The 24,103-nt window shown below is 46.4% G+C and carries 21 protein-coding genes and 1 riboswitch; of the genes, 6 read left to right on the forward strand and 15 right to left on the reverse strand.

Annotation, left to right across the window (positions count from 1 at the left end):
* Positions 1 to 122: 122 nt before the first annotated feature.
* The 3 genes from CRO25_RS26895 to CRO25_RS26905 all read right to left on the reverse strand — a co-directional run bounded on the left by CRO25_RS26895 (position 123) and on the right by CRO25_RS26905 (position 1,673).
* Positions 123 to 467 carry a general stress protein gene (locus CRO25_RS26895; RefSeq protein WP_064640589.1) on the reverse strand — a complete coding sequence of 115 codons (345 nt, stop codon included), beginning with the start codon at positions 465 to 467 and terminating at the stop codon, positions 123 to 125.
* A 93-nt stretch (positions 468 to 560) separates the two neighbouring features.
* Positions 561 to 1,073, reverse strand: a complete 513-nt coding sequence (locus CRO25_RS26900; RefSeq protein WP_143813272.1) for a hypothetical protein — start codon at positions 1,071 to 1,073, stop codon at positions 561 to 563.
* Positions 1,074 to 1,160: 87 nt separating this feature from the next.
* Positions 1,161 to 1,673 carry a DUF948 domain-containing protein gene (locus CRO25_RS26905; protein WP_063566593.1) on the reverse strand — a complete coding sequence of 171 codons (513 nt, stop codon included), beginning with the start codon at positions 1,671 to 1,673 and terminating at the stop codon, positions 1,161 to 1,163.
* Between the two features lie 219 nt (positions 1,674 to 1,892).
* On the opposite strand from CRO25_RS26905, the gene CRO25_RS26910 reads away from it, so the two are divergent.
* Together CRO25_RS26910 and CRO25_RS26915 are read left to right on the forward strand one after the other, a co-directional pair.
* Positions 1,893 to 2,057, forward strand: a complete 165-nt coding sequence (locus CRO25_RS26910; RefSeq protein ID WP_017692264.1) for a DUF1328 domain-containing protein — start codon at positions 1,893 to 1,895, stop codon at positions 2,055 to 2,057.
* Positions 2,058 to 2,455: 398 nt separating this feature from the next.
* Complete coding sequence (locus tag CRO25_RS26915; protein ID WP_090954767.1) at positions 2,456 to 2,959, forward strand: hypothetical protein; 504 nt, start codon at positions 2,456 to 2,458, stop codon at positions 2,957 to 2,959.
* Between the two features lie 105 nt (positions 2,960 to 3,064).
* Here CRO25_RS26915 and CRO25_RS26920 read toward each other — a convergent pair whose 3' ends face one another.
* Complete coding sequence (locus CRO25_RS26920) at positions 3,065 to 3,955, reverse strand: cation diffusion facilitator family transporter (RefSeq protein WP_063566592.1); 891 nt, start codon at positions 3,953 to 3,955, stop codon at positions 3,065 to 3,067.
* Between the two features lie 292 nt (positions 3,956 to 4,247).
* Between CRO25_RS26920 and CRO25_RS26925 the strand changes: the two genes are divergently transcribed.
* The gene (locus CRO25_RS26925) at positions 4,248 to 4,436 is read left to right on the forward strand and encodes a hypothetical protein (RefSeq protein ID WP_063566591.1); all 189 of its coding nucleotides are present in this window, start codon (positions 4,248 to 4,250) and stop codon (positions 4,434 to 4,436) included.
* 167 nt (positions 4,437 to 4,603) lie between these two features.
* Here the strand turns inward: CRO25_RS26925 and CRO25_RS26930 are convergent, their stop codons facing one another.
* The 6 genes from CRO25_RS26930 to CRO25_RS26955 all read right to left on the reverse strand — a co-directional run bounded on the left by CRO25_RS26930 (position 4,604) and on the right by CRO25_RS26955 (position 13,302).
* On the reverse strand, positions 4,604 to 6,229 hold the full coding sequence (locus CRO25_RS26930) for an ABC-F family ATP-binding cassette domain-containing protein (RefSeq protein ID WP_064640591.1): 1,626 nt from the start codon (positions 6,227 to 6,229) through the stop codon (positions 4,604 to 4,606).
* Between the two features lie 215 nt (positions 6,230 to 6,444).
* The gene (locus CRO25_RS26935; RefSeq protein WP_079697100.1) at positions 6,445 to 7,509 is read right to left on the reverse strand and encodes an MBL fold metallo-hydrolase; all 1,065 of its coding nucleotides are present in this window, start codon (positions 7,507 to 7,509) and stop codon (positions 6,445 to 6,447) included.
* A 71-nt stretch (positions 7,510 to 7,580) separates the two neighbouring features.
* Positions 7,581 to 7,778 carry a hypothetical protein gene (locus CRO25_RS33725; protein ID WP_063566588.1) on the reverse strand — a complete coding sequence of 66 codons (198 nt, stop codon included), beginning with the start codon at positions 7,776 to 7,778 and terminating at the stop codon, positions 7,581 to 7,583.
* Between the two features lie 8 nt (positions 7,779 to 7,786).
* The gene (locus CRO25_RS26945; protein ID WP_063566587.1) at positions 7,787 to 8,821 is read right to left on the reverse strand and encodes a cytochrome d ubiquinol oxidase subunit II; all 1,035 of its coding nucleotides are present in this window, start codon (positions 8,819 to 8,821) and stop codon (positions 7,787 to 7,789) included.
* A complete protein-coding gene (locus tag CRO25_RS26950; RefSeq protein WP_063566586.1) occupies positions 8,818 to 10,164 on the reverse strand; it encodes a cytochrome ubiquinol oxidase subunit I in 1,347 nt (448 codons plus the stop codon). The genes CRO25_RS26945 and CRO25_RS26950 overlap by 4 nt, the downstream gene beginning before the upstream one ends.
* Positions 10,165 to 10,491: 327 nt before the next feature.
* Complete coding sequence (locus CRO25_RS26955) at positions 10,492 to 13,302, reverse strand: ATP-binding protein (RefSeq protein WP_176854785.1); 2,811 nt, start codon at positions 13,300 to 13,302, stop codon at positions 10,492 to 10,494.
* A gap of 380 nt (positions 13,303 to 13,682) precedes the next feature.
* On the opposite strand from CRO25_RS26955, the gene CRO25_RS26960 reads away from it, so the two are divergent.
* Positions 13,683 to 14,381 carry a response regulator transcription factor gene (locus CRO25_RS26960; RefSeq protein ID WP_064640594.1) on the forward strand — a complete coding sequence of 233 codons (699 nt, stop codon included), beginning with the start codon at positions 13,683 to 13,685 and terminating at the stop codon, positions 14,379 to 14,381.
* A gap of 40 nt (positions 14,382 to 14,421) precedes the next feature.
* Here CRO25_RS26960 and CRO25_RS26965 read toward each other — a convergent pair whose 3' ends face one another.
* Positions 14,422 to 14,862, reverse strand: a complete 441-nt coding sequence (locus tag CRO25_RS26965; RefSeq protein WP_064640595.1) for a hypothetical protein — start codon at positions 14,860 to 14,862, stop codon at positions 14,422 to 14,424.
* A 225-nt stretch (positions 14,863 to 15,087) separates the two neighbouring features.
* Here CRO25_RS26965 and CRO25_RS26970 point away from each other — a divergent pair, with 225 nt between their 5' ends.
* Positions 15,088 to 16,230, forward strand: coding sequence for a virulence factor (locus CRO25_RS26970; protein ID WP_064640596.1), 1,143 nt, complete (start codon positions 15,088 to 15,090; stop codon positions 16,228 to 16,230).
* A gap of 142 nt (positions 16,231 to 16,372) precedes the next feature.
* Positions 16,373 to 16,590: riboswitch (Lysine riboswitch) on the forward strand.
* Positions 16,591 to 16,704: 114 nt separating this feature from the next.
* Positions 16,705 to 18,171, forward strand: coding sequence for an amino acid permease (locus tag CRO25_RS26975; RefSeq protein ID WP_063566581.1), 1,467 nt, complete (start codon positions 16,705 to 16,707; stop codon positions 18,169 to 18,171).
* A gap of 166 nt (positions 18,172 to 18,337) precedes the next feature.
* Here CRO25_RS26975 and CRO25_RS26980 read toward each other — a convergent pair whose 3' ends face one another.
* From CRO25_RS26980 to CRO25_RS26995, 4 genes are all read right to left on the reverse strand, one after another.
* Positions 18,338 to 19,465, reverse strand: a complete 1,128-nt coding sequence (locus tag CRO25_RS26980; RefSeq protein WP_072735556.1) for a transglutaminase domain-containing protein — start codon at positions 19,463 to 19,465, stop codon at positions 18,338 to 18,340.
* 198 nt (positions 19,466 to 19,663) lie between these two features.
* Positions 19,664 to 22,063: a YcdB/YcdC domain-containing protein gene (locus CRO25_RS26985; RefSeq protein WP_079697102.1), complete on the reverse strand. Its 2,400-nt coding sequence runs from the start codon at positions 22,061 to 22,063 to the stop codon at positions 19,664 to 19,666.
* 203 nt (positions 22,064 to 22,266) lie between these two features.
* Positions 22,267 to 23,217: an alpha/beta hydrolase gene (locus CRO25_RS26990; protein WP_256863757.1), complete on the reverse strand. Its 951-nt coding sequence runs from the start codon at positions 23,215 to 23,217 to the stop codon at positions 22,267 to 22,269.
* Between the two features lie 157 nt (positions 23,218 to 23,374).
* On the reverse strand, positions 23,375 to 24,007 hold the full coding sequence (locus CRO25_RS26995) for a bifunctional 4-hydroxy-2-oxoglutarate aldolase/2-dehydro-3-deoxy-phosphogluconate aldolase (protein WP_079697103.1): 633 nt from the start codon (positions 24,005 to 24,007) through the stop codon (positions 23,375 to 23,377).
* Positions 24,008 to 24,103: the final 96 nt, after the last annotated feature.

Genomic DNA, 24,103 nt, shown 5'->3' on the forward strand with positions numbered 1-24,103 from the left:
ATGTTTTTGGATAAGCATTCTGCGTCATCAACTTGAAAGCTCTTTTAAATGATGCAAAATACTTGATTCTGAAGCTTGTCCATTCTCAGAAGGCTCCAGCTTACGTGTTTGTATCGGCTAAGCTATTCTTTCTTTTTGGCAATCACAAGTACTTTGCCTTTATCGAGTTCACTCTCGTAAAAATCTGCCTCAGCTTCGGTGAAGCCCATCGAAACAATTTTGGCCCGGAGTTCATCACCGCGGGAGCGGAACAGATTCGCCAAGGAATCAAATACGCCTTCCTCCTTGATGCCAATCTCTTTGGCATCTGCCGTATCGGCAATCCGATCTGTACGATCCTTTTCATGGGCTAGAACGAAGATATGATCAGCAAGGTATCCGGTAATCTGCAATTCTTTCACCGCTTCTACCGCTTGGACTCCGTTTTCTACCACTTTTGCATAAGCTTGCGCATTGGTTGAATTCATCGTTTCCACTCTCCTCTGATTATTCTTCTTTATCGAGCTACTTAGTATATAACCATACAATATCGGCTTGAAACGTTTCTGGATTAACCAATCCTAGGAAACCGATTCATCAAAGAGGTCTATTCCATCAATATAATTGGAGCCTGGCTTCATATATACCTTCAACGCCTGACTTCCTCGAAGAAATACTTCTCCATCCTCTGCTACATAATACGGCTTGCCCAAAATATCTCGAATGGCCTCAATATTCATATCAATCCATTCCTGATTAAGCTTCAGACGTTTCTCGGAAGCATCAATATGCACATAATTGACCACTCCTGTATCTTCGCAGACCCCAACCGTTACATCTTTGAATTGATATTCAGGGCAACCCAGGTATGGATCAAGTTCCTTATGAACCGGTTTGCCTTTATTGGCTAAAATATCATTCACGCTATCATCCAGAGAAATGTCATTCAGAGTCCGAAAGTGCTGGACAGGTCCGGATCGATCAGCAGCCAGAATGATCTCTGGTGTCTCCTCTTCCACTACCGTCCATTGCATATCATGAGCAGCGGATACCGCTGCCGGTTGAACGGAAAAGGGAGAAATTACGCTAAACATAACAAGCAGTAGTTTCATCATGATTCTCACCCTTTCATCAGGTTCATCACCGCTCTGATGACTTCTATTAATTACAAAACGGTCATGCTATTTCCGCATACGTTGCCATACATTAGCGGCTACATCCACATATTTCAGCCAGCCTTTTCCGCCTTTGGCATCATCATGATATGTAGCTTCATAGGATTGCAGTGTCCGATCTGTCGGTGTAGCAGGCGGCGTCTGTACTACATTCGCTACTTCTGAACGTTTGTTCTGTTCAGTGCTGCTGCGTTTCGTCTGAAACTTGGCCATCAAAGTGGATGACACCTGCTTTGCTGCTTCCGTCACTTCGTTCAGCACTTCACCCAGATTCTGTACAGATTCCATAACGGGATCAATTTGTTTCATTTTGTGCTGCACATCAACTGTAATATCATTGGCATGCCTTACCGTCTGTTTAACTTCATAACTAAGCTCATCAATGGTCTTCTGAACTTCCTGCAGTGTCTGTGACACATTGTCGAGTGAACCCTGAGCGGACTTCAAGGTACGAATTAAAAAGAATACAAGTACTGCAAATGCAATTGCAATTAAAGCCACACTAATTTGATAGATCATAAAAGAACCTCACTTTCCAGTATAAATCGGTTTTGTTATTGCTTAGTTACCCGACCCATTCCGAGGCGAAACAAATAGGATATGAACTGTAAAAACAACTCCTCCTGGTAAAATATCGCAATGTTTCAACCCTAAAGCCCTCGGTTAAAGAACAACTACACACGGCAGTGAGACGAACACTTCTCGCTACCAAGTTCTATAAACGAAAGGATGATACACATGTTGAAATGGTCGGTACTATTTCTAATTATTGCTCTTGTTGCAGGTATTTTCGGATTCTTCGGTATTGTTGAAGCAGCTGCTTCGATTGCCAAAGTACTCTTCTTCATCTTTGTTGTACTGTTCGTCATCTCCCTGATTACGGGACGCAGTCGAATGCGATGAATAGGGCTTCCCAATTATGAACAGCACTCGATACATACAAAAGCCTATCGCGCTTGCAAAAGCCGGTAGGCTTTTGTGCGTTCATAATATCTTTTTTTGCAACAATTCTTCCCCAAGCACATTACGACTTCTCTCTATTATGTATTACGCTCCCTTCTGGTCTATTCATCGCTTCTCCCCGATTACATCATAAAAACAGGACCATTATGACATAGCCAACCCGGTTTTCTCCCACCGAAGTATGATATTTACAGGCTCTCCTTATACCCACATATGCTCCAGTTGACACTGGAGAATCCAAGAAAATATTGTTATAATTTGTGATTCACAAGTGAGCTTGCTTGGTTACTTTTAACACAGGACAACAAACTACATACCTAACCGAGGAGGAAAAACAAATGAAAAAAATCGTAAGTTTTGCCGCTGCTCTGACTTTGATGGGATCCATGGCTGCTGCCGCAGGTGCTGAGGAAGCGGTTACCGGAACGGTAGCTCCAGAAACAGGAACTCCTACAACCACAACAACGCCAGCTGTTGAAGTGAACAAACCTGCTGTAGACACTGTAGAAGGCACAGCTGAGACCGTAACTGGCACAACAGTAGACACAACGGGTACAGAAGGTACTTCAACGACTACTGAAACAACAACTTCAACAAAGGATGACAAAATCTTTGATGAGCCTGTTGTGAAAGCAGGAGATGAGGTTCTGGTCCCTACAATGCTGCTCAACCTGTTGGAGCGCACATGGTTCTATGATGCACCTAATGGCAAACCAATCGGTGCACTGGGTTCCCAAGTCATCGATACGACAGGTGAAGTTGTAGATGGATTCGATGGCGGTCAATGGGTACAAGTGTATACATGGAAAGGTAAAGCTTGGATCCACGTTGCTATTCAATAGTATCGTATAATCGTTCTAACGATAAGTAAAGAGGACAGCACGCAGGCAGCGGCTGTCCTCTTTTCATTTGAAAATGCGCTTATTTCCGGATTGTCCCTACCCATTTCAAGGACTTTCCGTCGTTCCTTCTTCCATCTTCGGCTCCACATGCACATGTACATGCATAATATTATGTGAACGTTTCAATCGCTCTTCGACCCGGTCACAGATCTGATGACCTTCGATTAGGCTCAGTCCTCCATCCACCTCAATAACCACATCCACCAGTACATGACTGCCGTGCACACGCGCCTTCACGTCCTTGATCATTTCCACACCAGGAACCCGCGCCACAGAGGATCTTAGGTCTGTCAGTTCTTTCTGATCAAATCCGTCCGTCAGACGATGTGTTGAATCACGGAAAATCTCCCAAGCTGTCTTACAAATCAACAGACCTACAGCAATTGCAGCTACTTTGTCCAACCAAGGAAGGCCAAATTGTGCACCGATGATCCCGATCGCAGCCCCTATGCTGACCCAGGCATCCGAACGATTATCTTTGGCCGCAGCCATCAGGGCCTGACTGTTAATTTGTTTGGCAAGACGATGATTGTAACGATATACGCCCAGCATTACCAGCGCACAGACAACGGCAACTGCTGCTGACCACAGGTTTGGTGCTACAAAGTTTCCTTCATACCAGGAACGAACTGCTTCAACCAATACCTGCAGGCCAACCATGGCCATAATAAATGAAGCAATTAGGGCAGCGACTGTTTCCGCTCTAAAGTGACCATAGGCATGATCGGAATCAGGTGGCTTCTGGGATATGCGAAGTCCGATCAATACAGCAACCGACGCAACAATATCTGTAAGGTTATTAAAACCATCCGCCAGCAAAGCGCTGGAAGCAAACAAATATCCGCAGATCAATTTAAAAGCAGACAAGACCAGATAGGCCACAATACTGACCCAAGCCCCGCGCTCTCCTTTGCGTATTTCTTCGTAAGCGTTCAAACCGGGCGACACTCCTTTAACGTTTCGTATTACGGTTGTTCCATGTTATCAAATGCGTACCGTGTGGGTCTATAGAAACAGTGTTGCCAAGCTGCATTGCTGTAGGGAAGCCGAAACAAAGTTGCCAGACCGCAGGGCTGTAGGTGAAGAGAAAAAATGTTGGCCCAGTCAAAAAAGTGAAGGTTTTCAGCATTTTATCAGGTTGCCCTTGTGGGGCTTTTGTAAAACGTATAAAATGAGTACATCCCGTCCAATTTGGACGGCTTACTGTAAGACCGGGAGGGAAATAACGATGAGCGATAATAACGAACCGAAAAAGGTCAGTTTGCAGGATGCCATACGCCAGAAACTGGCACAGAAGAAAGAACAGGCAAACACGGGTAACCAATCCAGTGCCTATTTTGAAGGCGGCCCTAAAGCAATGAAGAGCCAAAACAACAAAAAGCCTAACAATCAGCGCCGCCGTACTGGCGGATCCTAGACCGCAAGAAGCTCTTGTATGAGATGTTTCTATGGTTACAGGATCACCCTGTATGACCAAAAAAGAACCGCAAGCCTCCTCTGGAGAGCTTGCGGTTCTTTTTATCTTTTATAAGAACGTATAGTTAACTACGTTAACCATACTCAATGTAGACAGAATAGCTTATCTTAAGCTTCTACCGGATACATTTTGTTACGCAATTCTTTAATTTCGTCACTTTCCAGATACTCATCATAGCTCATTTGGCGATCAATGATGCCGTTTGGCGTGATTTCAATAATCCGGTTAGCGATGGTTTGAATGAACTGATGGTCATGCGATGTAAACAGCATGGTGCCGTCAAAGTCAATCATACCGTTGTTCAGTGCGGTAATGGACTCCAGATCCAAGTGGTTCGTTGGCTCATCCAGAATCAGGGCGTTAGCGCCTGTTTGCATCATTTTCGCCAGCATACAGCGAACTTTCTCGCCCCCGGAGAGTACACTTGCTTTTTTCAGGGATTCCTCGCCTGAGAACAGCATACGACCCAAGAATCCACGCAGGTACGTTTCATCCTGATCTTTGGAATATTGACGAAGCCAATCCACGAGACTCATATCTACGCCGTCAAAATATTTGGAGTTGTCTTTCGGGAAATAAGCTTGAGTTGTAGTAATACCCCAAGTGTATTCGCCACTATCCGCTTCTGTTTCACCCATAAGGATATCAAACAACAACGATTTGGCATTACCATTCGGGCCAACAAAGGCAATTTTATCCCCTTTATTTACCACAAAGCTGAGATCATTCAGCATGTTCACACCATCAATTGTTTTATTGATACGGTCTACGGTCAACAATTGTTTACCCGCTTCACGCTCAGGTTTGAAGTTGATGAACGGATATTTCCGGTTCGATGGACGAAGATCATCCAACGTGATTTTGTCGAGTTGTTTCTTACGCGAAGTCGCTTGCTTCGATTTGGAAGCATTCGCCGAGAAACGTTGAATAAAGGCTTGCAAGTCTTTAATCTTCTCTTCTTTTTTCTTATTAGCATCACGTTGCAAAGCAAGTGCCAATTGGCTGGATTCATACCAGAAATCGTAGTTACCTACGTACAGCTGGATTTTACCGAAATCGATATCTGCAATGTGTGTACATACTTTGTTCAGGAAGTGACGGTCATGGGATACTACAATAACGGTACCTTCATAGTCCATGAGGAAGTTTTCCAGCCATTGAATGGATTCGAGATCCAAGTGGTTGGTAGGCTCATCGAGCAACAGGTTGTTTGGACGACCAAACAAGGCTTGTGCAAGCAGGACACGAACTTTTTCGTTACCGCTCAGTTCAACCATTTTCTTCTCATGCATATCACGATCGATACCCAGACCGATCAAGAGTGCCGCTGCATCCGGCTCAGCATCCCAACCGTTCAGCTCAGCAAACTCGCCTTCAAGCTCTCCGGCCCGCAGGCCGTCTTCTTCAGTGAAGTCCGCTTTGGCATACAGAGTATCTTTCTCTTTCATAATGGCATAAAGGCGACTGTGGCCCATAATTACCGTTTCGAGCACTTGATATTCATCATATTCGAAGTGGTTTTGCTTCAATACGGCCATGCGTTCGCCCGGGGTGATGTGCACCTCTCCCGAGTTCGATTCGATTTCACCGGACAAAATTTTCAAAAATGTTGATTTGCCGGCTCCATTGGCGCCGATCAGGCCGTAACAGTTGCCTGGTGTGAATTTGATATTCACATCTTCAAAGAGTGCACGTTTTCCGTAGCGAAGCGTGATGCCGCTTGTACTGATCATTAAGCATTACCATCCTTTATTTATTAATCTGCATACTGCATGAATAGCAACTTGCATTAATCTTGGATTCAATATCCCGATGCCTATTCTGGCACCATATTATAACACAAAAAAGCGGCAAATTCGAAAATTGGCCGCTTTTTACTCGTTAAAGATTTGGTAATCGTTTATTCATGCGGATATACCCTTACATTAGCATATTTGGATCACTTTTGTTAGTCCTGTTTGCTTTCTTCGTGTCGAATACGCAATGTTTCACCATGTCCGAGCACCCGAATGCGCTCTGCGTTGATTCCAAGTCGTTCTCGTTCAACTTCCATTCGATCCAACGCTTCCTTGGGTGTGTCATCCGCTAACTTAAATGTTCCATAATGCATGGGAACCATAAGCTGGGAACCCGTTTCTAGAAATCCCTGCAACGCTTCTTCTGGCGTCACATGTTGGGATGTCATGAACCATTCCGGGTCGTACGCACCGATTGGCATCAGGGTAACACCGATTTCGAAGCGTTCTCCGATCGTTTTGAATCCCTGAAAGTATCCTGTATCCCCTACAAAATAAATGACTGGCGGACCGCCAGAAGATTGATCAGACGATGTCTCTTTTGGCTCATCCGTTCCTGCTTCTCGGGAATTTTCATGACCATGTCCTTCGCTCGTCGCGGCACTCTCCTCCGACGGAATGACTGCCGGGTGATTTTGTTCCAATACATAACCGCCCCAATGGGACGTGTTGGTATCAAATAGGGTTCGGCGTGTCCAGTGCTGCGCAGGTACAAAGGTTATTTTGACCCCGCCAAGCGTAATATGTTCCCACCACTTCATCTCATGACACCGATGGAACCCTTTGCGCACCATTTTGCGCTTGAGACCATCGGGAACGATGAGCAGTGTCTTGGCTGTGACCAACTTCCGCAGCGATGCGAGATGCAAATGATCATAGTGTGAATGCGAGATCAAAATGACATCCAGAGGTGGAATATCCTGAATCGGAATGCCAGGGGCACCAAGTCTGCGCTGAAACCCCATTTTTTCGGCCCAGACCGGGTCTGTCACGATGTTTAGTCCATGATATTGAATGAAAAACGTGGAATGACCAATCCAAGTAATCGTGGTTTCAGCCCGGTTGGCGTGCAGATAATCCAGTTCAGGTGGGTGCTTGGGCACGGTGTAGGAATAATCCTTAACTTTGCTGCGCCGTTGCTCCCTCCATTGCTTGAATTCCTTCAGCGTTTTGTCCGTACTTACATTATCAATGTTGTTATAACGGATTTTCGGCATGAAAGGGCCCTCCTCCCTTCCTCGTATCTTAACAAAAGATTACCCCGAATTGGAAAGTACGTACCAACGAATCAATCCTTTGGATTTTTGCACTTCGCCAAGTAGACGAACAAAAACGCAATTGCAGCCACGATAATCAGTGGTGGGGCGTACATAATCGTAAAGGTCTCAAAAAAACTTAATCCCGTTATACCGGGAATACCCCTCACTCCCTCGTCAGAGCTGAGAAGTAACCTTGGAAGCATGATGAACAGCTTGTTGGGAAGCATGAACGGACTCATCCTTTCTTTTTGCCAGCATTACCTCGCACATAATTGGCATCAAACAGAAACAGCTTCATAATGAGCACGAGTGAAGGAATGAGCACCAGCAGTCCCAGGCTGAACGCCGTAATGAGCGCAATACCCATCGTCTTGTTCGTAAAGCTGTCGAAAATATTAATGTACGGATACAGAATGTATGGAAGATGTGAGCGCCCATAGCCGTACCAGGCAAAGGCGAACTGCAGCATCACGGCGATAAAACACCAGCCCAAATATTTACGTTTCCATACCAGCGAGACGGCGATCACAAAACAGATAAAAGATGCGATAAACATCCATGAGATATTTAACATCTGCTCAAAGTGTGCGGGATTCTGTTTGTTAATCTGTAAAAATGCCAGAAAGCTGGCAAAAATCGTAGGCAGACTCCATAAGAGTGCATACTCCCGAAGAACTTCAAACGCTGTCTCATCCTCCGCCCGCTTGGCATAGTAGGAAAGAAACATCGCTGAGATATAGAGCACACTTACCAGTGCAAGCAATACAACAGACCAGGTATACGGATTCGTCAAAAACTCACGCCAGCGAAAAAATACCTGATCTCCCACCTGCTCAATAATTCCACCTTCGGATATCGCCAAAATGGTGGAAAACACCGCCGGAATCAGCAATCCCGTCGCTCCATACAATGCCATGTAAATCCGGCTGTTCTGACCATTGTTCCCATAGGTATTATAGGCGTAGTACACGCCCCGGATCGCAAGCAGCACAATCGCTAATGAACCTGGAACAAGCAGCGCTGTCCCATAATAAAAAGCGCTATCCGGATAAAATCCGACCAGACCAACAACAAAAAAGATCAGAAACACATTCGTCACTTCCCACACGGGTGAGAGATAGCGCTGAATAATGTTATGGATTTTGTTCTCGTGTCCGGTTAATATGCTGTAAAAGCTGAAAAATCCGGCCCCAAAATCAATCGAAGCCACGATCAGATATCCAAACAGAAACGTCCACAAGATCGCGATGCCTGCAATTTCAAAGCTCAATGCACGATCCCTCCTTCCAGACCAAGAGACTCCAGTTCCTTCTCTGCTTCCTTGTTACGGAACAGCTTGCTGAGTACCCGAATCGCTGAAAAGCAAAGGATCAGGTACAGCAGAATAAACAGAACCAGCATCCAGCCTACAGAGGATGATGTTGTTGCTGCTTCCGACACCTTCATGTACCCGCGCAATATCCACGGCTGTCTGCCGACCTCGGCGAACATCCAGCCCAGCTCAATGGCAATCATGGCCAGGGGTCCAAGCAGGACGATGCCGAGCAAGAGCCATTTGGGATAAGGCTTGCGCCCCGGCAGCCAGCGTCGGAACACATAAAGCACCGGAATCAGCAGAATGATCACGCCGGTCGTTACTTTCAGGTCAAACATATAGTGAATGGACAACGGTGGCCTCAGATCGGCCGGAAATTCTTCAAGTCCTTTCACTTCCGTGTCCGGTCTGTTTCCCGCCAGTATGCTGAGTGCATAGGGGATCTCAATGGCGTATTTCACTTCATTGTTCTCATCAAGGATACCCCCATACACTAGCGGCGCCTTCGTCATCGTTTTAAAATGCCACTCTGCGGCGGCCAGCTTCTCCGGCTGGTATTTCGCCAGAAATTTACCGGAAGAATCTCCGATCATGACGGTGCTGACCGCAAATACGAGCGCGCATACCGTAGTGAGCTTAAGCGCCTTTTTGTAATACACATGATCCCGACCCCGAAGCAAGCTGAATGCAGCGATGCCTGCCAATATACCCGCACTCAATGTGTATGACGAGGCGAGCACGTGAGATACCTTGGTCGGGGTAGCCGGATTCAGCATCGCAGCAATTGGATGGATGTCCTTCATGATGCCATTAATCAGGGTAAACCCCTGAGGCTGGTTCATGAAAGAATTCACCGTTGTAATGAATATCGCGGAGGCAGAGGATCCTAGAGCCACCGGAATCAACAGCAGCATATGGGTATATTTCTTTTTGAAACGGTCCCATGTGTAGAGGTAGATTCCAAGAAAGATGGCCTCTATAAAAAAGGCGAACGTCTCCATAAACAGCGGCAAGGCAATCGCCTGCCCCGCTACTCGCATAAACATCGGCCACAGCAGGCTGAGCTGTAAACCAATTGAGGTGCCTGTAACTACACCAACTGCAACGGTAATAACGAAACCTCGCGCCCATCTGCGCGCCAGCAAGGTGTAATGGATATCATTGGTGCGCAGTCCGCGCCATTCAGCCAAGGCGATCATGAGTGGAACGCCTACACCGATGGAAGCAAAAATGATGTGCACAAACAGGGTAAGACCGGTCAGCATCCGGCTGAGCAGAACAGGATCCAGGGATGACATGGGTTACACTCCTCTTTCACATAATCGTTATGTACGACTTCATACCGCCTGTGTGACGATATGCCTCAATAACTCATGATCCGGATAATACTTTTGACAACGGCATACAGCACGATCACGGCTGCGACCAGGCAGACGATAATAAGGGTTTTCTCTTGTTTACGGAACATAGACCTGCCGTCCTCCTTTTGCATGGCATGCAAATTATGGCTCTATAGACAGTTTGCAAAAGAAGTTGTTTTTTTATCCGGGAAATTTTGAAAAACAAAAAAAGCCTTTATCTATTTCAGGATAAAAGCATCCTATTAGATAAAGGCTTCTCTTGCCTTACAAAAGTTCGTCTTGCTTAGGCAATCGAACCTTGAACGTGCTTCCTTTGTGCGGTGCGGATATAAAGGTAAGCGTTCCCTGGTGGTCCTCTACAATTTTGCGCGAAATGTAAAGCCCCAGTCCAGTCCCGCCAATCTGACGATGATCCGAATTGTCCACACGATAAAACTTCGTAAATAGCAGGTCCTGCACGTTCTCTGGAATACCTATTCCATAATCACGTACATCGATGCATAACCATTCTTTTTCTTCCCACAACGTAATATCAATTCGGTCTGCTCCAGGTGAGTACTTGACTGCATTACCTACCAAATTATGCAGCAACTGAACCATCCGATTCTGGTCCGCGTAAGCAAAAAAGTCTCCATTAAACGCATGTACATAAATACGCTGAATGGATTGCATATTCCATTGCTCAGCAACACCCTCAACCAACTCAAGCAACGGTACATACGTCTTATGATAGGTCATGCCTTCATTGTCCAGACGTTGAATATCAAGTACATCATCCAGCAGACTACTCAGCCGTGCGCCTTCCGAAGAAATGGTCTCCATGAAGTCCTGACGCTGTGAGGCGGGAAGATCATACATCATCATTAGTTCCACATAGCCCATAATGGTTGCTACAGGGGTACGAAGCTCATGGGACACCACGCTGATCAGTTCGTTTTTCATCCGATTCAGGCGTTCTTCCTCCGTACGATCACGGAATACCAGGAGAAATCCATGGTTTTTACCGGGAACATCCATTTGCTTCATGTACAGGGAAAATACACTCTTTTCCACATCATTGAATATAAATTCAGTCTCCACAAAGGCCAGTTCTCCGTTCAGAAAAGCACGAGTCTGCTCAACCAAATTGAAATCGGCGGTTAACACCAGGGTATCAATGGCATTGGCTAAATCTTCGATCGATCTGCCCGAAAAATCTCCGAGGCCAAACATTTCTTCCATTCTTCTATTCACTATTGTGATGGTGCCGGAACGATCTGACATGACCAGACCTTCCCGAACGGATTCAATGAAATGCTCGCTGATGTCACGCTGTTCCTGAATGGCAACTTTTTCATGAAACAGCTCCGCATTCAGCTTCTCCAGAGCCAGCGCATGACGTACACGATCTTCTTCAGCCCTTGTGCGCTCGGTAATATCCTTGATAAACAAGTTATACAGCGTTTCGTTATTGCCCAATTGAATTTCTACAATTTTATACTCAATCGGAAAAACCGAACCATCCCAACGGATACCTGAGATCTCTTCGACGATGACATGCCGTTTACCCCGGATATATTCGAATCTTTCCAGCATTTCTTTGATTTCCATACAGCTCGCTCCCTGAAAAAGGGAAGGAGCATCCTTCTCGAATACTACTTCTTCTCGTTTCAGACCAAACATTCTTTCGGCTTCGGGATTAAACTCGATAATCAGTCCGTTTGAATCTACAGCAATAATGGCATCGATGGATGAATCAATAATAGCGCGTTTGATCTCCTCACTATTCTTCAGTTCTTTGGTTCGCTCTCTAACCCTGTCCTCCAGAGTGAGCTTGTCCTGACGAATCTGTTCGAATTGCTCTAGAAGCACATCAGCCATTTTGCGCAAATTACCAATCAGTATCTGTACTTCTGTTACATGGCTGGTTGGCCATTCCATCTCCCCATTACGAAATAACAGCCTCGGAAGAGAACCAGTCATGCGTGTAAGACGCTTCAATGGACTTATTACTTTTCGGCTGAGAGGAGCGGCGACAATCATGGAAGCCACAAAAATGATGAACAGAGATTGAAGTGTGGTCAAGTAGATCGCCTCAATCCGAGTGTAATAATTGGCTGAGTTGGTCTCAACAAATACTCGATATGGAGTGCTTGTAGTCATATCTGCTTCGTACATGAACGATGCCTGTTTCCAGTGAGTAAGTACATCACTATAATAAGCATCCCCGGAATGAAATAGTATGCTGTTCTCGCCTGGCTTGAGAACACGATATTTGTTGATATCCAGGTATTCTCCCACTTGGAGCGTATCCAGCCCAGAAGCAATGACCTTATCATTTGGGTCAAGAATGATGACATTCACACCCAGTAGATGATGATAACGCTCCATACTTTGATGCATGTTCTCTTGGGTTAGATATCGATCATTTAAATCCTTGATCACAGCATTCGCAGCATGTTTTAGATTAGATACAATGGTGTCATTGATCTGACCTAGCTGTCTTCGGCTATCGGCCGATAACAGAACAAGAGAGACAACGACTACAAAAGCTACGACGTATTTAAAAGCAATCCGTGTGAGCGGAATGGTTCCTGTCCGTTTCGACTTCAGCTCGCCATTGGTAATCCAGAAGTCCACCACAATACCTGCAATTAGTGCATTCACCATGCTAGTCACAGCAACATGCATATATCCATACTTTAATTCTTCAAGATTCATGCTCATCATGAAATATCCATAAAAGGTCACTGGCAATAACATCACGACCCAGAATGCAGCATTGGCCTTCATGACACTTCCATTCTTCCATCGGATCTGCCATCCCAGCATCCAGATTAATTCAATAGTATGAGCGCCAATCATAAAAAAACTATTTGGGACTAGACCCCCGAATAATACACCCAAGGTACAGATTGCTATCAAAGAAGTGAATCCGTATATGGCTCCATGTAAGCGCAAGGCAATAAAAGTTGCGGCTGTGCCGAACAACAGCTGTACCCCATAAAACAGAGTCAGCGGAAATATCGTTCCCAGCGTACCAAGGATAATTAGGATGGCCGTACCCAACCACGGAATACGGAGTTTGATTACCATCCACTCCAACACCTTATTTACCTTTATGTAGTCCATAGGCAGCTGGCCTTATGACTGATTTCTATGTTTGCATTCAACAACAACGTTGGTACCTCCTATGGATTAAAGCTCGTAAGATCTACTTTATTTCCCTCAAACCGTTCTGATACATTATACTGTAATAACTACTCGATGTAGCTTTGGGAAATTTTGAATGATCGGCAATTGAGCTGCATTCATGGTAAAATACTGAAGTTTAGCTGAAACCCTATAGAACTTACTACATATGCATCCTATATTCTGGAATACAAACATTAAAAAATTTGCAGCATTTCCACACATATTACGGCTTTTTCTAAGAAGTTTCTTAACAAATTCATTTCATCAGGAGTGTGACCTCAATGTCTATCAAAGTTCTTCTTATAGAAGATGAGAAAAATCTGGCCGACATGATTGCTTTCTTTCTTGAGGAGGAGGGTTACATAACTGAACGGGTCCATCATGCACGCGAAGCACTTCAACTTTTCCCACGATTCCAGCCCGATATTGTAGTGACTGACTTGATGCTGCCTGAAACAGACGGTAATGATCTGGTTGATGCGTTTCGCCAACACTCGACTGTACCCATATTAATGATCTCAGCCAGCACCATGCTGAATGATCGGCTCCGAGCATTGCACAATGGTGCGGATGATTTTCTTTGTAAACCCTTTAGTCTAAAAGAGCTTGACGCACGAATTAAGGCATTATTGCGCAGATCGGCCATCTCCTACCCGGACAAGCCGATAAAAGAGGACAAACCGGCTGAAATTGTCGGACATGTCAGTGTGAATGAGTACAGAAGAACTTTGTTTGTGGATGGCCTTGAAATTGAGGTCACTCATATTGAGTTTGAAATTATGAAGGAATTGTACCGAAATCCCGGCAAAGTGTTCACCCGCAATGAACTCATGGATCGTATTAAAGGCTCAGAACGGGCATATCTGGACCGTACAATCGATGTGCACATCTCCAGCCTGCGTAAAAAAATTGAACCCGACCCCAAAAATCCAAGGTATATCAAGACGGTTTGGGGAACGGGATATAAATACGTCATTTAGTACACGCCGAAATGAAATAATGGCTCATGTCCTCTCTCTGTCATCGTCTAATCGACTGGGTTGAGGGCTGAGCTGTTTTTGTTTTGTATGCAAAAGAATGCAGCAACCGCTGGATTTCCATGATCAGCCGATCTGGTTCTTCCTCTTGCCAGAGGATCATCTTTATCAGGCCCGTACCCGTAATAAGCTGCAAATGGCGCTTGCGAATCAACGATTGAAAATCCGTAATCACCAGCAAAGGAATCTGAGGCATAAATGCCCGAATGGCATTGGCTGCTGATACGGCTTGTCCAGCGTCCTGATAATCCACAATACAATAGTGAGCTGTGCCCCATTCCTCCCCCTCCTCGTTATTCACGTTCTTTTCTCTCCTCATTGCGGGCTCCCTCTGCTCGTCTGTTATCCATTCATTCAACAATTCAATCATATTGTCATAATCAATACCACGACTTCCGTCCGAAAGTACGGTAATGGGTTCCATAGGTATAACCTCCAGTTCATTCTCTCTTCTTATTGTGCCAATCTTCATTTAAAAATGTTCGTGTGTGAACATAAAAGAAGTGTTAACTATCTTCGTACGTCTTAACAAACTGTGTAAGGTTCATTACCCATTTCGCAGTTTGCGGCAATTCATGTAAAATAGGGATATGCCCGTGTCCATTGCGGGAACTTTAAGAATGAATCCGGTACAGGAGGTTATGAACCGATGAATATTGTTTCCATTGAACCAACACCCAGTCCCAATACGATGATGCTGCATCTGGACGAACGTCTGGAGGACGGGATCCGCAGAACATATACACTGGATAACGAACGGTCTGCTCCGGCGTTTATTCGCCAGATGCTTCATATTCCCGGAGTAAAAAGTGTATTCCACACGACCGACTTCGTAGCTCTTGACCGCAAGGGAAATGCGGATTGGTCCGTCATACTTGGCGAAGTCCAAAGCCGTCTTGGCCAACAGGGAATTGATCTGGACTGGATTGAATCTGAAGATGCCTCTGGCGAGCACTTCGGTGAAGCACAGGTATTCGTTCAATTTTTCAGAGGTGTACCGATGCAAATTCGGGTCAAAGCCGGCGCCAAGGAAGAGCGCATTTCGCTCTCGGATCGATTCGTCAAAGCCGTTACTGAAGTCGCCAGTGCAACGCTGATCAAGGAACGGAAACTGAGTGACTATGGCGTTCGCTACGGTGAATTGCCTGAAATCGCAAGAGAAGTTGAACAGGAGCTGGAAGCAGCATATCCGCCTGAGCGTCTGGAACGCGTGATTCAACAAGCCATTGAGCACGGCTCCAATGCCGAAGAATTCGTGGAACGTCGCCGCCAGCTGGATGGTGCCGAGCTTGAAGAGGCTCTGCATAATGAGGACTGGAATGTTCGCTATGCTGCATTTGATGGCATGGAACCTACAGCAGAACGGCTGCCACTCGTTGCTCATGCACTCCATGACAATAAAATGCAGATACGCCGGCTGGCTGTTGTATATCTTGGTGATATCCGTACACCGGAAGCGATGGAATTGCTGTACGAAGCTCTGCAGGATAGTTCGCCTGCTGTACGTCGAACTGCCGGAGATACCCTCTCCGATATCGGTGATTCTGCAGCAACGGCAGCCATGACAGCTACGTTATCCGACAAGAGCAAGCTTGTACGCTGGCGTGCGGCCCGCTTCCTGTACGAAGTGGGAACCGAAGAAGCAGAGCAAGCTCTGCGGAAGGCAGCCGAAGATCCTGAGTTTGAAGTCAGCCTGCAAGCCAAAATGGCACTGGAACGGATTGAATCCGGGGAACAGGCAGCTGGAACCGTATGGCAGCAGATGGCTGGGCGTAACAAGACGTCGGAATAGTCCTTTCGATTCATATCCAACAATTGTTATTGCACTGGAATACCATGGGGGTTATACTGATTGTCTGTTTACTAAACAGGACATTGAGTGTTACGTTCTGTGATTTATAATTTCATAGACAATAGATACACCTCATCCATGATGATGAGGTAGAGGTCGCGGGTGCGATCAGTACGCTGAAGGAGGCGCTAAGGAGCCGCTTATGAATTCAGCCGAAAGGTGCACCCGCCGAAGCTCGCAGGACGGTTCCTTACGTTGTCCAGCGCGGCTGGGGCTGTTGCCGAAAGGTGCAGAACTGTCACAGATGTATGATGCCTTCCTCGGAGGGTATGATTTCTTCTGTGTTGAGCTATCTTAAACATCTGGGACGAGGTGCGGACGATTGATAATAAAGACCGCAGGCTAATGCCTGCGGTCTTTTGGTTATTTCCATTGTTCTGAACCCATTAGTACGCTGAAAGAAGGAGTGTTTCCATGCAAGACCGCAACAACCAAACTAACACAGGACCTACCCTGAAAAAAGGACTACGCGCAAGGCATATGACCATGATTGCACTCGGTGGATCCATTGGTACAGGACTGTTCCTCGCAAGCGGAACCGCTATTTCCAATGCAGGCCCCGGCGGTGCACTGATTGCTTACGTTGCCGTCGGCATCATGGTCTTCTTTCTTATGACCAGTCTCGGAGAGCTGGCTACCTTCATGCCTGACTCCGGTTCATTCAATACGTATGCGGCCCGCTTCGTCGATCCTGCCCTCGGGTTCGCCATGGGTTGGAACTTCTGGTACAACTGGGCCGTCACCATTGCAGCAGAACTCGCTGCAGCAACCGTACTCATCAAATACTGGTTTCCTGACAGTTCATCCATGTTGTGGAGTCTGTTGTTCCTCGTATTAATCTTTGCCCTAAATGTACTGTCTGTTAAAGGGTACGGAGAGTCGGAATACTGGTTTGCCATTATCAAAGTCGCTACAGTGATCATCTTCCTTACCGTTGGTGTGCTCATGATCTTCGGCATTATCGGCGGAGAAGCGGTTGGATTCAGTAACTTTACTATAGGAGACGCCCCATTCCATGGCGGATTCTTTGCGGTTCTCGGTGTATTTATGGCTGCCGGGTTCTCATTCCAGGGAACGGAGCTCATTGGCGTAGCAGCCGGTGAGAGCGAAAATCCGCGTGAAAATGTCCCTCGTGCTATTCGGCAAGTGTTCTGGCGTATTCTGATCTTCTACATTCTGGCAATTACAGTCATCAGTCTGATCATTCCTTACACACATCCGAATCTGCTTAAAGGTGATCTGAACAACATCGGAGTTAGTCCGTTTACTCTTGTCTTTGAAAAAGCCGGTCTGGCCATTGCTGCTTCCGTCATGAATGCCGTTATTCTGACCTCTGTACTGTCTGCCGGGAATTCAGGCATGTATGCTTCAAGTCGTGTTCTGTATGCTCTTGCCCGGGATGGCAAAGCGCCTCGCTTCTTGGGTCGGCTGAACAAAAAGGGCATTCCAATGAACGCCCTGCTCTTGACCACAGCGGTAGGTATGCTCGCCTTTCTAGCCTCCCTTTTCGGTGATGGCATTGTATACACCTGGCTGCTTAATGCATCCGGTATGTGTGGCTTTATCACCTGGCTCGGCATTGCCATCAGCCATTATCGCTTCCGCCGTGCGTATGTGGCCCAAGGTCGGGATTTGAACGATCTGCCCTACCGTGCACGCTGGTTCCCATTTGGTCCGATCTTTGCTTTTGTGTTATGTATCGTCGTCATTATTGGACAGAACTATCAGGCGTTCACGGGCGATCAGATCGATTGGAGCGGAGCCCTCGTCGCTTACTTAAGCGTTCCACTGTTCCTGATCTTATGGCTGGGTTATAAATTTATTAAGAAAACAAAAGTTGTACCATTACAGGAATGTGATTTTACAACTACAAATGAATAACGATATTGCACAGGCAACCTTCTTTCCACTGGAGAGAAGGTTGCCTTTTTTGTTCGTCCAAGTTTCGGGATAGCCATCATCCACGTAAAAAAAGAACGCTCATCCATGAGCGTCCTTGTTCACCATAAGGTGTGTCCTATTATAATCATTCATACAAAGTTTGATGTCACATGGTCCAGGTAATTTTCACACGCAGATCCACGGTATCCTCCATGTTGGATACGTAATACGATATCGACTTCATGCCAAGCTGATACAGATCCTGCAAATCCTCTACTAGTCCCGTCTCGGTACCTTTGTATCTGAAAGTCAGCGAGGTTCCACCATCCTTGAGCACACTCTGAACTTTAGTTTTCAGTGCAGAATGACCACTAATCGCATCACTTTCGTCGTAGAGCGAGTATTCCAGTGTATGATACAGCTTCTGGTACGCGTTTGCCTTGCTACCTCCCGCCTTCACCAAAGTTTGCAAAGCTTCACGATAGGGAGCAGATGCAGCAGGATACTTGCCTTTAGCTGTCCATACATGGTCACGTGCCATCTCATCATCACTGAGCAAATAATAATTGTGACTTACCTTGCCCTTACGGTCAGGAGTAGGATCATCCCACGTCGTATCCATATGGTACCACTTGCCATCCAGCTTGACGAGATTCCAGGCGTGTAATTGCTCACCAGCCGTTCCTTCCACAATCCGATTCTCTATACCCACCTGCTCCAGCATGCGATAAGCCAGCAATGAATATCCCTGACATACGGTACTGCCGGTAACAAGTCCATCGTATGCAGTATATTTCTGCAAGGATGTATCGTAGGAAAGGTTAAGTACAATCCAGTCATGAATGACTTTAACTTTCTCATGATTCGTCATGCCAGGTACGATAATCTCTTTGAGCACGTTGGTCACCTTGCGGTTCACGTAGTCGGTTTGCTCCTTCGTTTCCCGATATGCCAGCTTCACATGCACCTCTGCGGATACATTGGAGCCTTTATAGTTAAATGCATAACTTTTAACGGTATATTGAATATAAGGATCACTGGTCATTGCTTCGTCAATGGAGCTCTGCAACTGTTTTTTGAGGCCTTTCACATTGCCTTTGTATGTAAAAACAAGTTCCTCTGTGCGCTGGGACATCGCATTCAGCAACGTCTCGCGCAGATCCGTATTCGTGGATATGTCCGATGTTCCCGACGCCGCGTACAGCTGATCCAGATCGACTGCATGTGGCAGTGCCACAGCAACAAGACAACCAGCCAATAGCAGGGTTATCACTCGTTTTCCGTGCTTGCCCATGAAAGGATACCACCTCTCTTTGCAAAGTTCTCATGCCTCATTGTATCACAAAAGGGATTGACGGCAGGCTTCTAGTTTTGTCGAAAAGCATCAAAAGAGACCCTCCGTAGAAGGTCCCCCTGTCTTCAGCAAAACACCCTAACCTACCCGTTATCCTCATCATATGACTCTTCCGGGCATTTATGCAACAAACTCCAATCAATATAAACGATTGCCGCTCATAAAGGTATCCGTCTTGCCCTGAAGCTTGGCCAGACGTTCCAATACCTGAGCCGCCTCGGCAACCGTCACTTTGCGTGCAGGCATGAATCGTCCTTCAATCGAAGGCAACAATCCCAGCTTGATGCTGAGGGAGACCGCTCCCTTGTTGTTGACTGCACTGGCATCTGCCAGGTTGGGAAGATCCGATGGCAATGTGTAGAATCCGGCCAGTTTCTCATAGCGCAAAATGCGCACGAGCAATACTGCCAACTCTTCACGAGTCATCTCCTCTTCTGGATTTAGCTTCGTTTCAGAATCAGCACCCGCTAACCAGCGCTGATCGATCAATGTCCGCACAGCTTGGTAATAAGGGCTCTCCGGGGTAATGTCAGCATATAGCTTCTCACTCCCGTTTCCACTGTAATACATATCCATATTCGGGTTAACCGCTCTTGCCAGATAGGTAAACCAATCACCCTTCGTGATGACCCGGTCTGGGAATACACGTCCCTGCTCATCTGAAAGAATTACGGCATGTTGAGTCATATTCCGAAGCGAAGCCTCCGCCACATGACCCGAAATATCACTAGGTTCAACATTCGCTGTGGCACTTCCAGTACCGTATAAAAACTTCCATTCCCCAGTGTTAGCATCAAGTACTTCATAACTGGCGGAAATCGAATTTCCATTTCGTGTAGGCTGGTAAACCAGGTTTACACCCGAGGGAACGACCTGACCTGTACTCATGGCATAACCACCGTAGCGGGAGTAAGCCAGTGTTAACTTGAATGCTTCCAGATAGGTTGCCTTTGCCTTTTCATAACTGATGGCTGGTTTGGTGTTTCCAGGCAACTGTTCAGGCGTTGCAGCAATCCTTGTATAAAATTCGTTGATGGCTCCATCCTTCAGGACTTGTACTTGTACTGTATCATCCATAACCGCAATTCCGTTCATGTAGCGCTGGAACATAAATGTACGTGCACCTTCAAATTCAAGCACGCTGGACAACCGGAATTGTTCTGCTGCACTTGGAACCAATGCAATCACCTTATTGATTGCAAGTTTCTCGGCTTGTGTCCGGGTTACAGACTTAGTCTCATTCTCATCCGCTGGTTTCTCCTGCGCAGCACCCGGCTCCACCCGTTGATACAAGCTGTAACTATAAATCTGTCCAGTAAGCGCATCTACCTGTGCTGAAATATCTCGCATGAACATGTAGGATACATTCGCATTTCGATTGCTCCAGCTCAGGCTCCATACTTGATTGTTAGGACTCGCATACTCACCTTTGCTTAACTGACTATGCTCCAACTTGTAACCTTTCGGAATATCAAAGTTCTTTTTAATGATGTTCTCAGCCTGTTGTGCATTTAATTTCTGGCCGTTCGCTGCGACAAAAGGAGCTACGCTTCCTTTTAAAGGTTTATTCTGCTGTAAAGAATCTTCATCACCAATCGCTTTTCCAGTCATCGCGTTAATCGGCTCCAGTGTATTAGCATCCAGCGGAACCATGCTGGAATTCTTCGGCATATAACCAAGATAATACTTTTGTCCTTTGAGCGAGGATAGACGATCATTCGAGATATAAGCGAGCTGTACATCAAATTGCTCCTCAAATCGTTGACTGGCCTTCTCTTCCGATGCTGCCGACTTCGATGAAGGATATTCAGCTCCGGTTGTACTTCTTGAATAGCCTGTCACCAGGCCACTTTCATCCACACTTATGTAGATCGTCTCTGCCTCAGACAGCAACCCTTCATGCTTGAGTTGGTAACCATATCGATATTCCGTTCTTCCAAACAAAGATTGCTGTGCAGTGAATTGATACACATCTCCAAGAGAAGCATAGTCATTTTCTTTCAATCCGGGAATAGCTTTGAATAGTAATGCCTCTGCATATTTCTCAGCCTCGTCTTTGGTCAATTTGACATCAGAAGCAGTAGACTGCTTATCCAGTAATTCAGAAGGCAAATGTACGCTTAGCACTTCCCCCGTGCCCGCATGTACCGTTGCGCTGAATCCCATCGTATGGTTTCCTTCGACAATTTGAAAGCCAATCTCCCACGCCTTGTAATCCGGTGGTGGGTAAGAGTTCGGTGAATCGAATCGTACGGATGAAATCGTCGCCTTTTTTAACAATGGAAATAATTTCAGTATATTCTCGCTGGCTTGCTTGGAGGAGATTTTCGCTCCTTCAGGCACCTCGTTGTCTGTTAATCCAAGTGGTTGTTCCGTTTCCCCCGCTGCGGATTCTGTTACCTGTTCCGCTGTCGCTGCCGACGCGCTGCCTGCAAACCCTGGTGTCTGTGATGCCAGAAGCAAAGTTGCCATGGCTGCTGTAGCCGCTTTGGCTGTAAACATTTTGAATCGTACATTAAAATTCCAATCAAAACTCAAATCTGGACCTCTCCCTTCAATTTCATACAAGGATGCATGCAAAATAACCTCGCATGAATATTGCCAGTCTATTCTATGATACCATAAGCTTCCTTTTTAATCGTCATTTTCCCAACAATTTTACAAATGTGAATTTCTGCATATTTTATAGAAACAGCAAAAAAACGCCAACCGGGTTGGCGTTTCGACGATCAGTCTGAGCATCAAGTGGGCTGAATTTTCTCTATATTGACGTTCGGTATAACAGATTCATTGGACTGAGCCTGCACCTTTACATGAGTTTTCAAAAATGGAATAACCGTATTCCAGAACGCGGGATCTTCTTCTGAACAGCTATGGCCTCCGCTATTGACCCATAGATGCTCCACGGGCGGATCCGCTTTGGACATAAAATATTCAAGTTCGCTTGGTGGAATAAAGTTATCACCTTTGGAATGCACCATAAGCATCGGCAGCTGCATGCCTTTGCGCCGTTCGTTCAGCAGCATAACGGGATCGCGCTGGCGATACGTTTTCAGAGATTCACCAAGCCGCCAGAACCAGATTCGCGGAATCAGCTGGGCCAGCGGAAACAGAGGCAGACGTCGCCGTCTCAGCTCGGAACTTACGATAACCTCGAATTGGGATGGCATGGAGTCCGTGATCACCGCTGATACAGGAATGCCCTCCGTCACAGCGAGGATCGTGCCTAGTCCGCCTAAGGAGTGCCCAAGCACACCGATTGCAGCAGGATCAATTTCCGGGCGTGACGACGTATATTGCAATGCTGACAGCAGATCGTCGCGGAACAGGTAAGCTGAAGCCGCTTTAACTGGATCACTGGCTCCATGGCTTCGAACATCGTACATAAAGAGCGCATAACCTGCTTCCCAAATGGGACGAGCATAACGGAGGACACGTGATCGGTTGGAGCCCCATCCATGTGCAATAATAACCAAAGGCCAAGGCTTCTGGATATGAGCTCCAGCCGGAATGAACCAGCCATGCACTCGCCCGCCTCCACTCTCAAAGGTTATATCCTCAAATGGCATGGGCGGTGTGAGCGTAATCGGAATCTTTTTGGGGGTCTGACTATTCACCGCTGCCTTCCATAAACCACCCGCAGTTACCGCGGCAACAGCAATCATCCCGCCAATCATCGTTTTAGCTTTCACTGGTGTCACTCCTCTCCGTTTTCTGGCCTAACTCCATCATACGACAGCAAGGTTAACAGGACGTTAATCCACATCACTTCTTATATTATCTAATGGTACAGAAGCTCTCCTTATATATACCCCGATGTGTCTGGTCCACTTCTGTTGGTTTCCTGGTTCAACCCTCGAGTTTCGCTATTTCCACAAATGCACGTGTGCAAGCGGCAATCTGCTCATCATTCCCTGCTGCAAGTGCTTCTCGTGGCAAAAGTGCACTTCCAAGTCCCACTGCCGCCGCACCCGCTGCATAATAATCTGCAATGTTATCCAGGGTGGCTCCTCCTGTTGCAAGCAGTGGAATATGATTCAGTGGAGCCTTAATTTCACATAAATACGGAATACCCAGACTTGCCATTGGGAACAGCTTCACCACTCTTGCCCCTGCTTCATAGGCAGCCACAATCTCCGTTGGCGTCATCGCACCGGGCCAGATCTCCACTCCATGTTCTACAGCATATTCAATAACAGACAGATCGACATTCGGAGACACGAGAAATTGAGCACCCGCTGCGACGGCTTCTTTGGCCATCTGCACATTGAGTACCGTGCCCGCCCCGATATAAGCCTTCCCCTCATGCCTTGCACGCCAGTCTGCAATAATATCGTGTGCCCCAGGTGTGTTCAGCGTCACTTCCATCAGTCGGATTCCACCATCAGTCATTCCCTGCCCTGCTGCCTGAGCAGATTCACGGCTAATACCACGAACAATAGCCACCAGTCTCGATTCCAATAATACTTCCGTCAGATTCATGCCAACTTCCCCTTGTTTCATAGATTCGGCAGCCGAAGACAAGTATTCGTTATCACCGCTTTTCCGTTAGTCACTATTGTAAAGCATATCGTCCCC

The sequence above is a fragment of the Paenibacillus sp. RU5M genome (assembly GCF_900221055.1).
Classification (GTDB): Bacteria; Bacillota; Bacilli; order Paenibacillales; family Paenibacillaceae; genus Paenibacillus; species Paenibacillus marchantiae.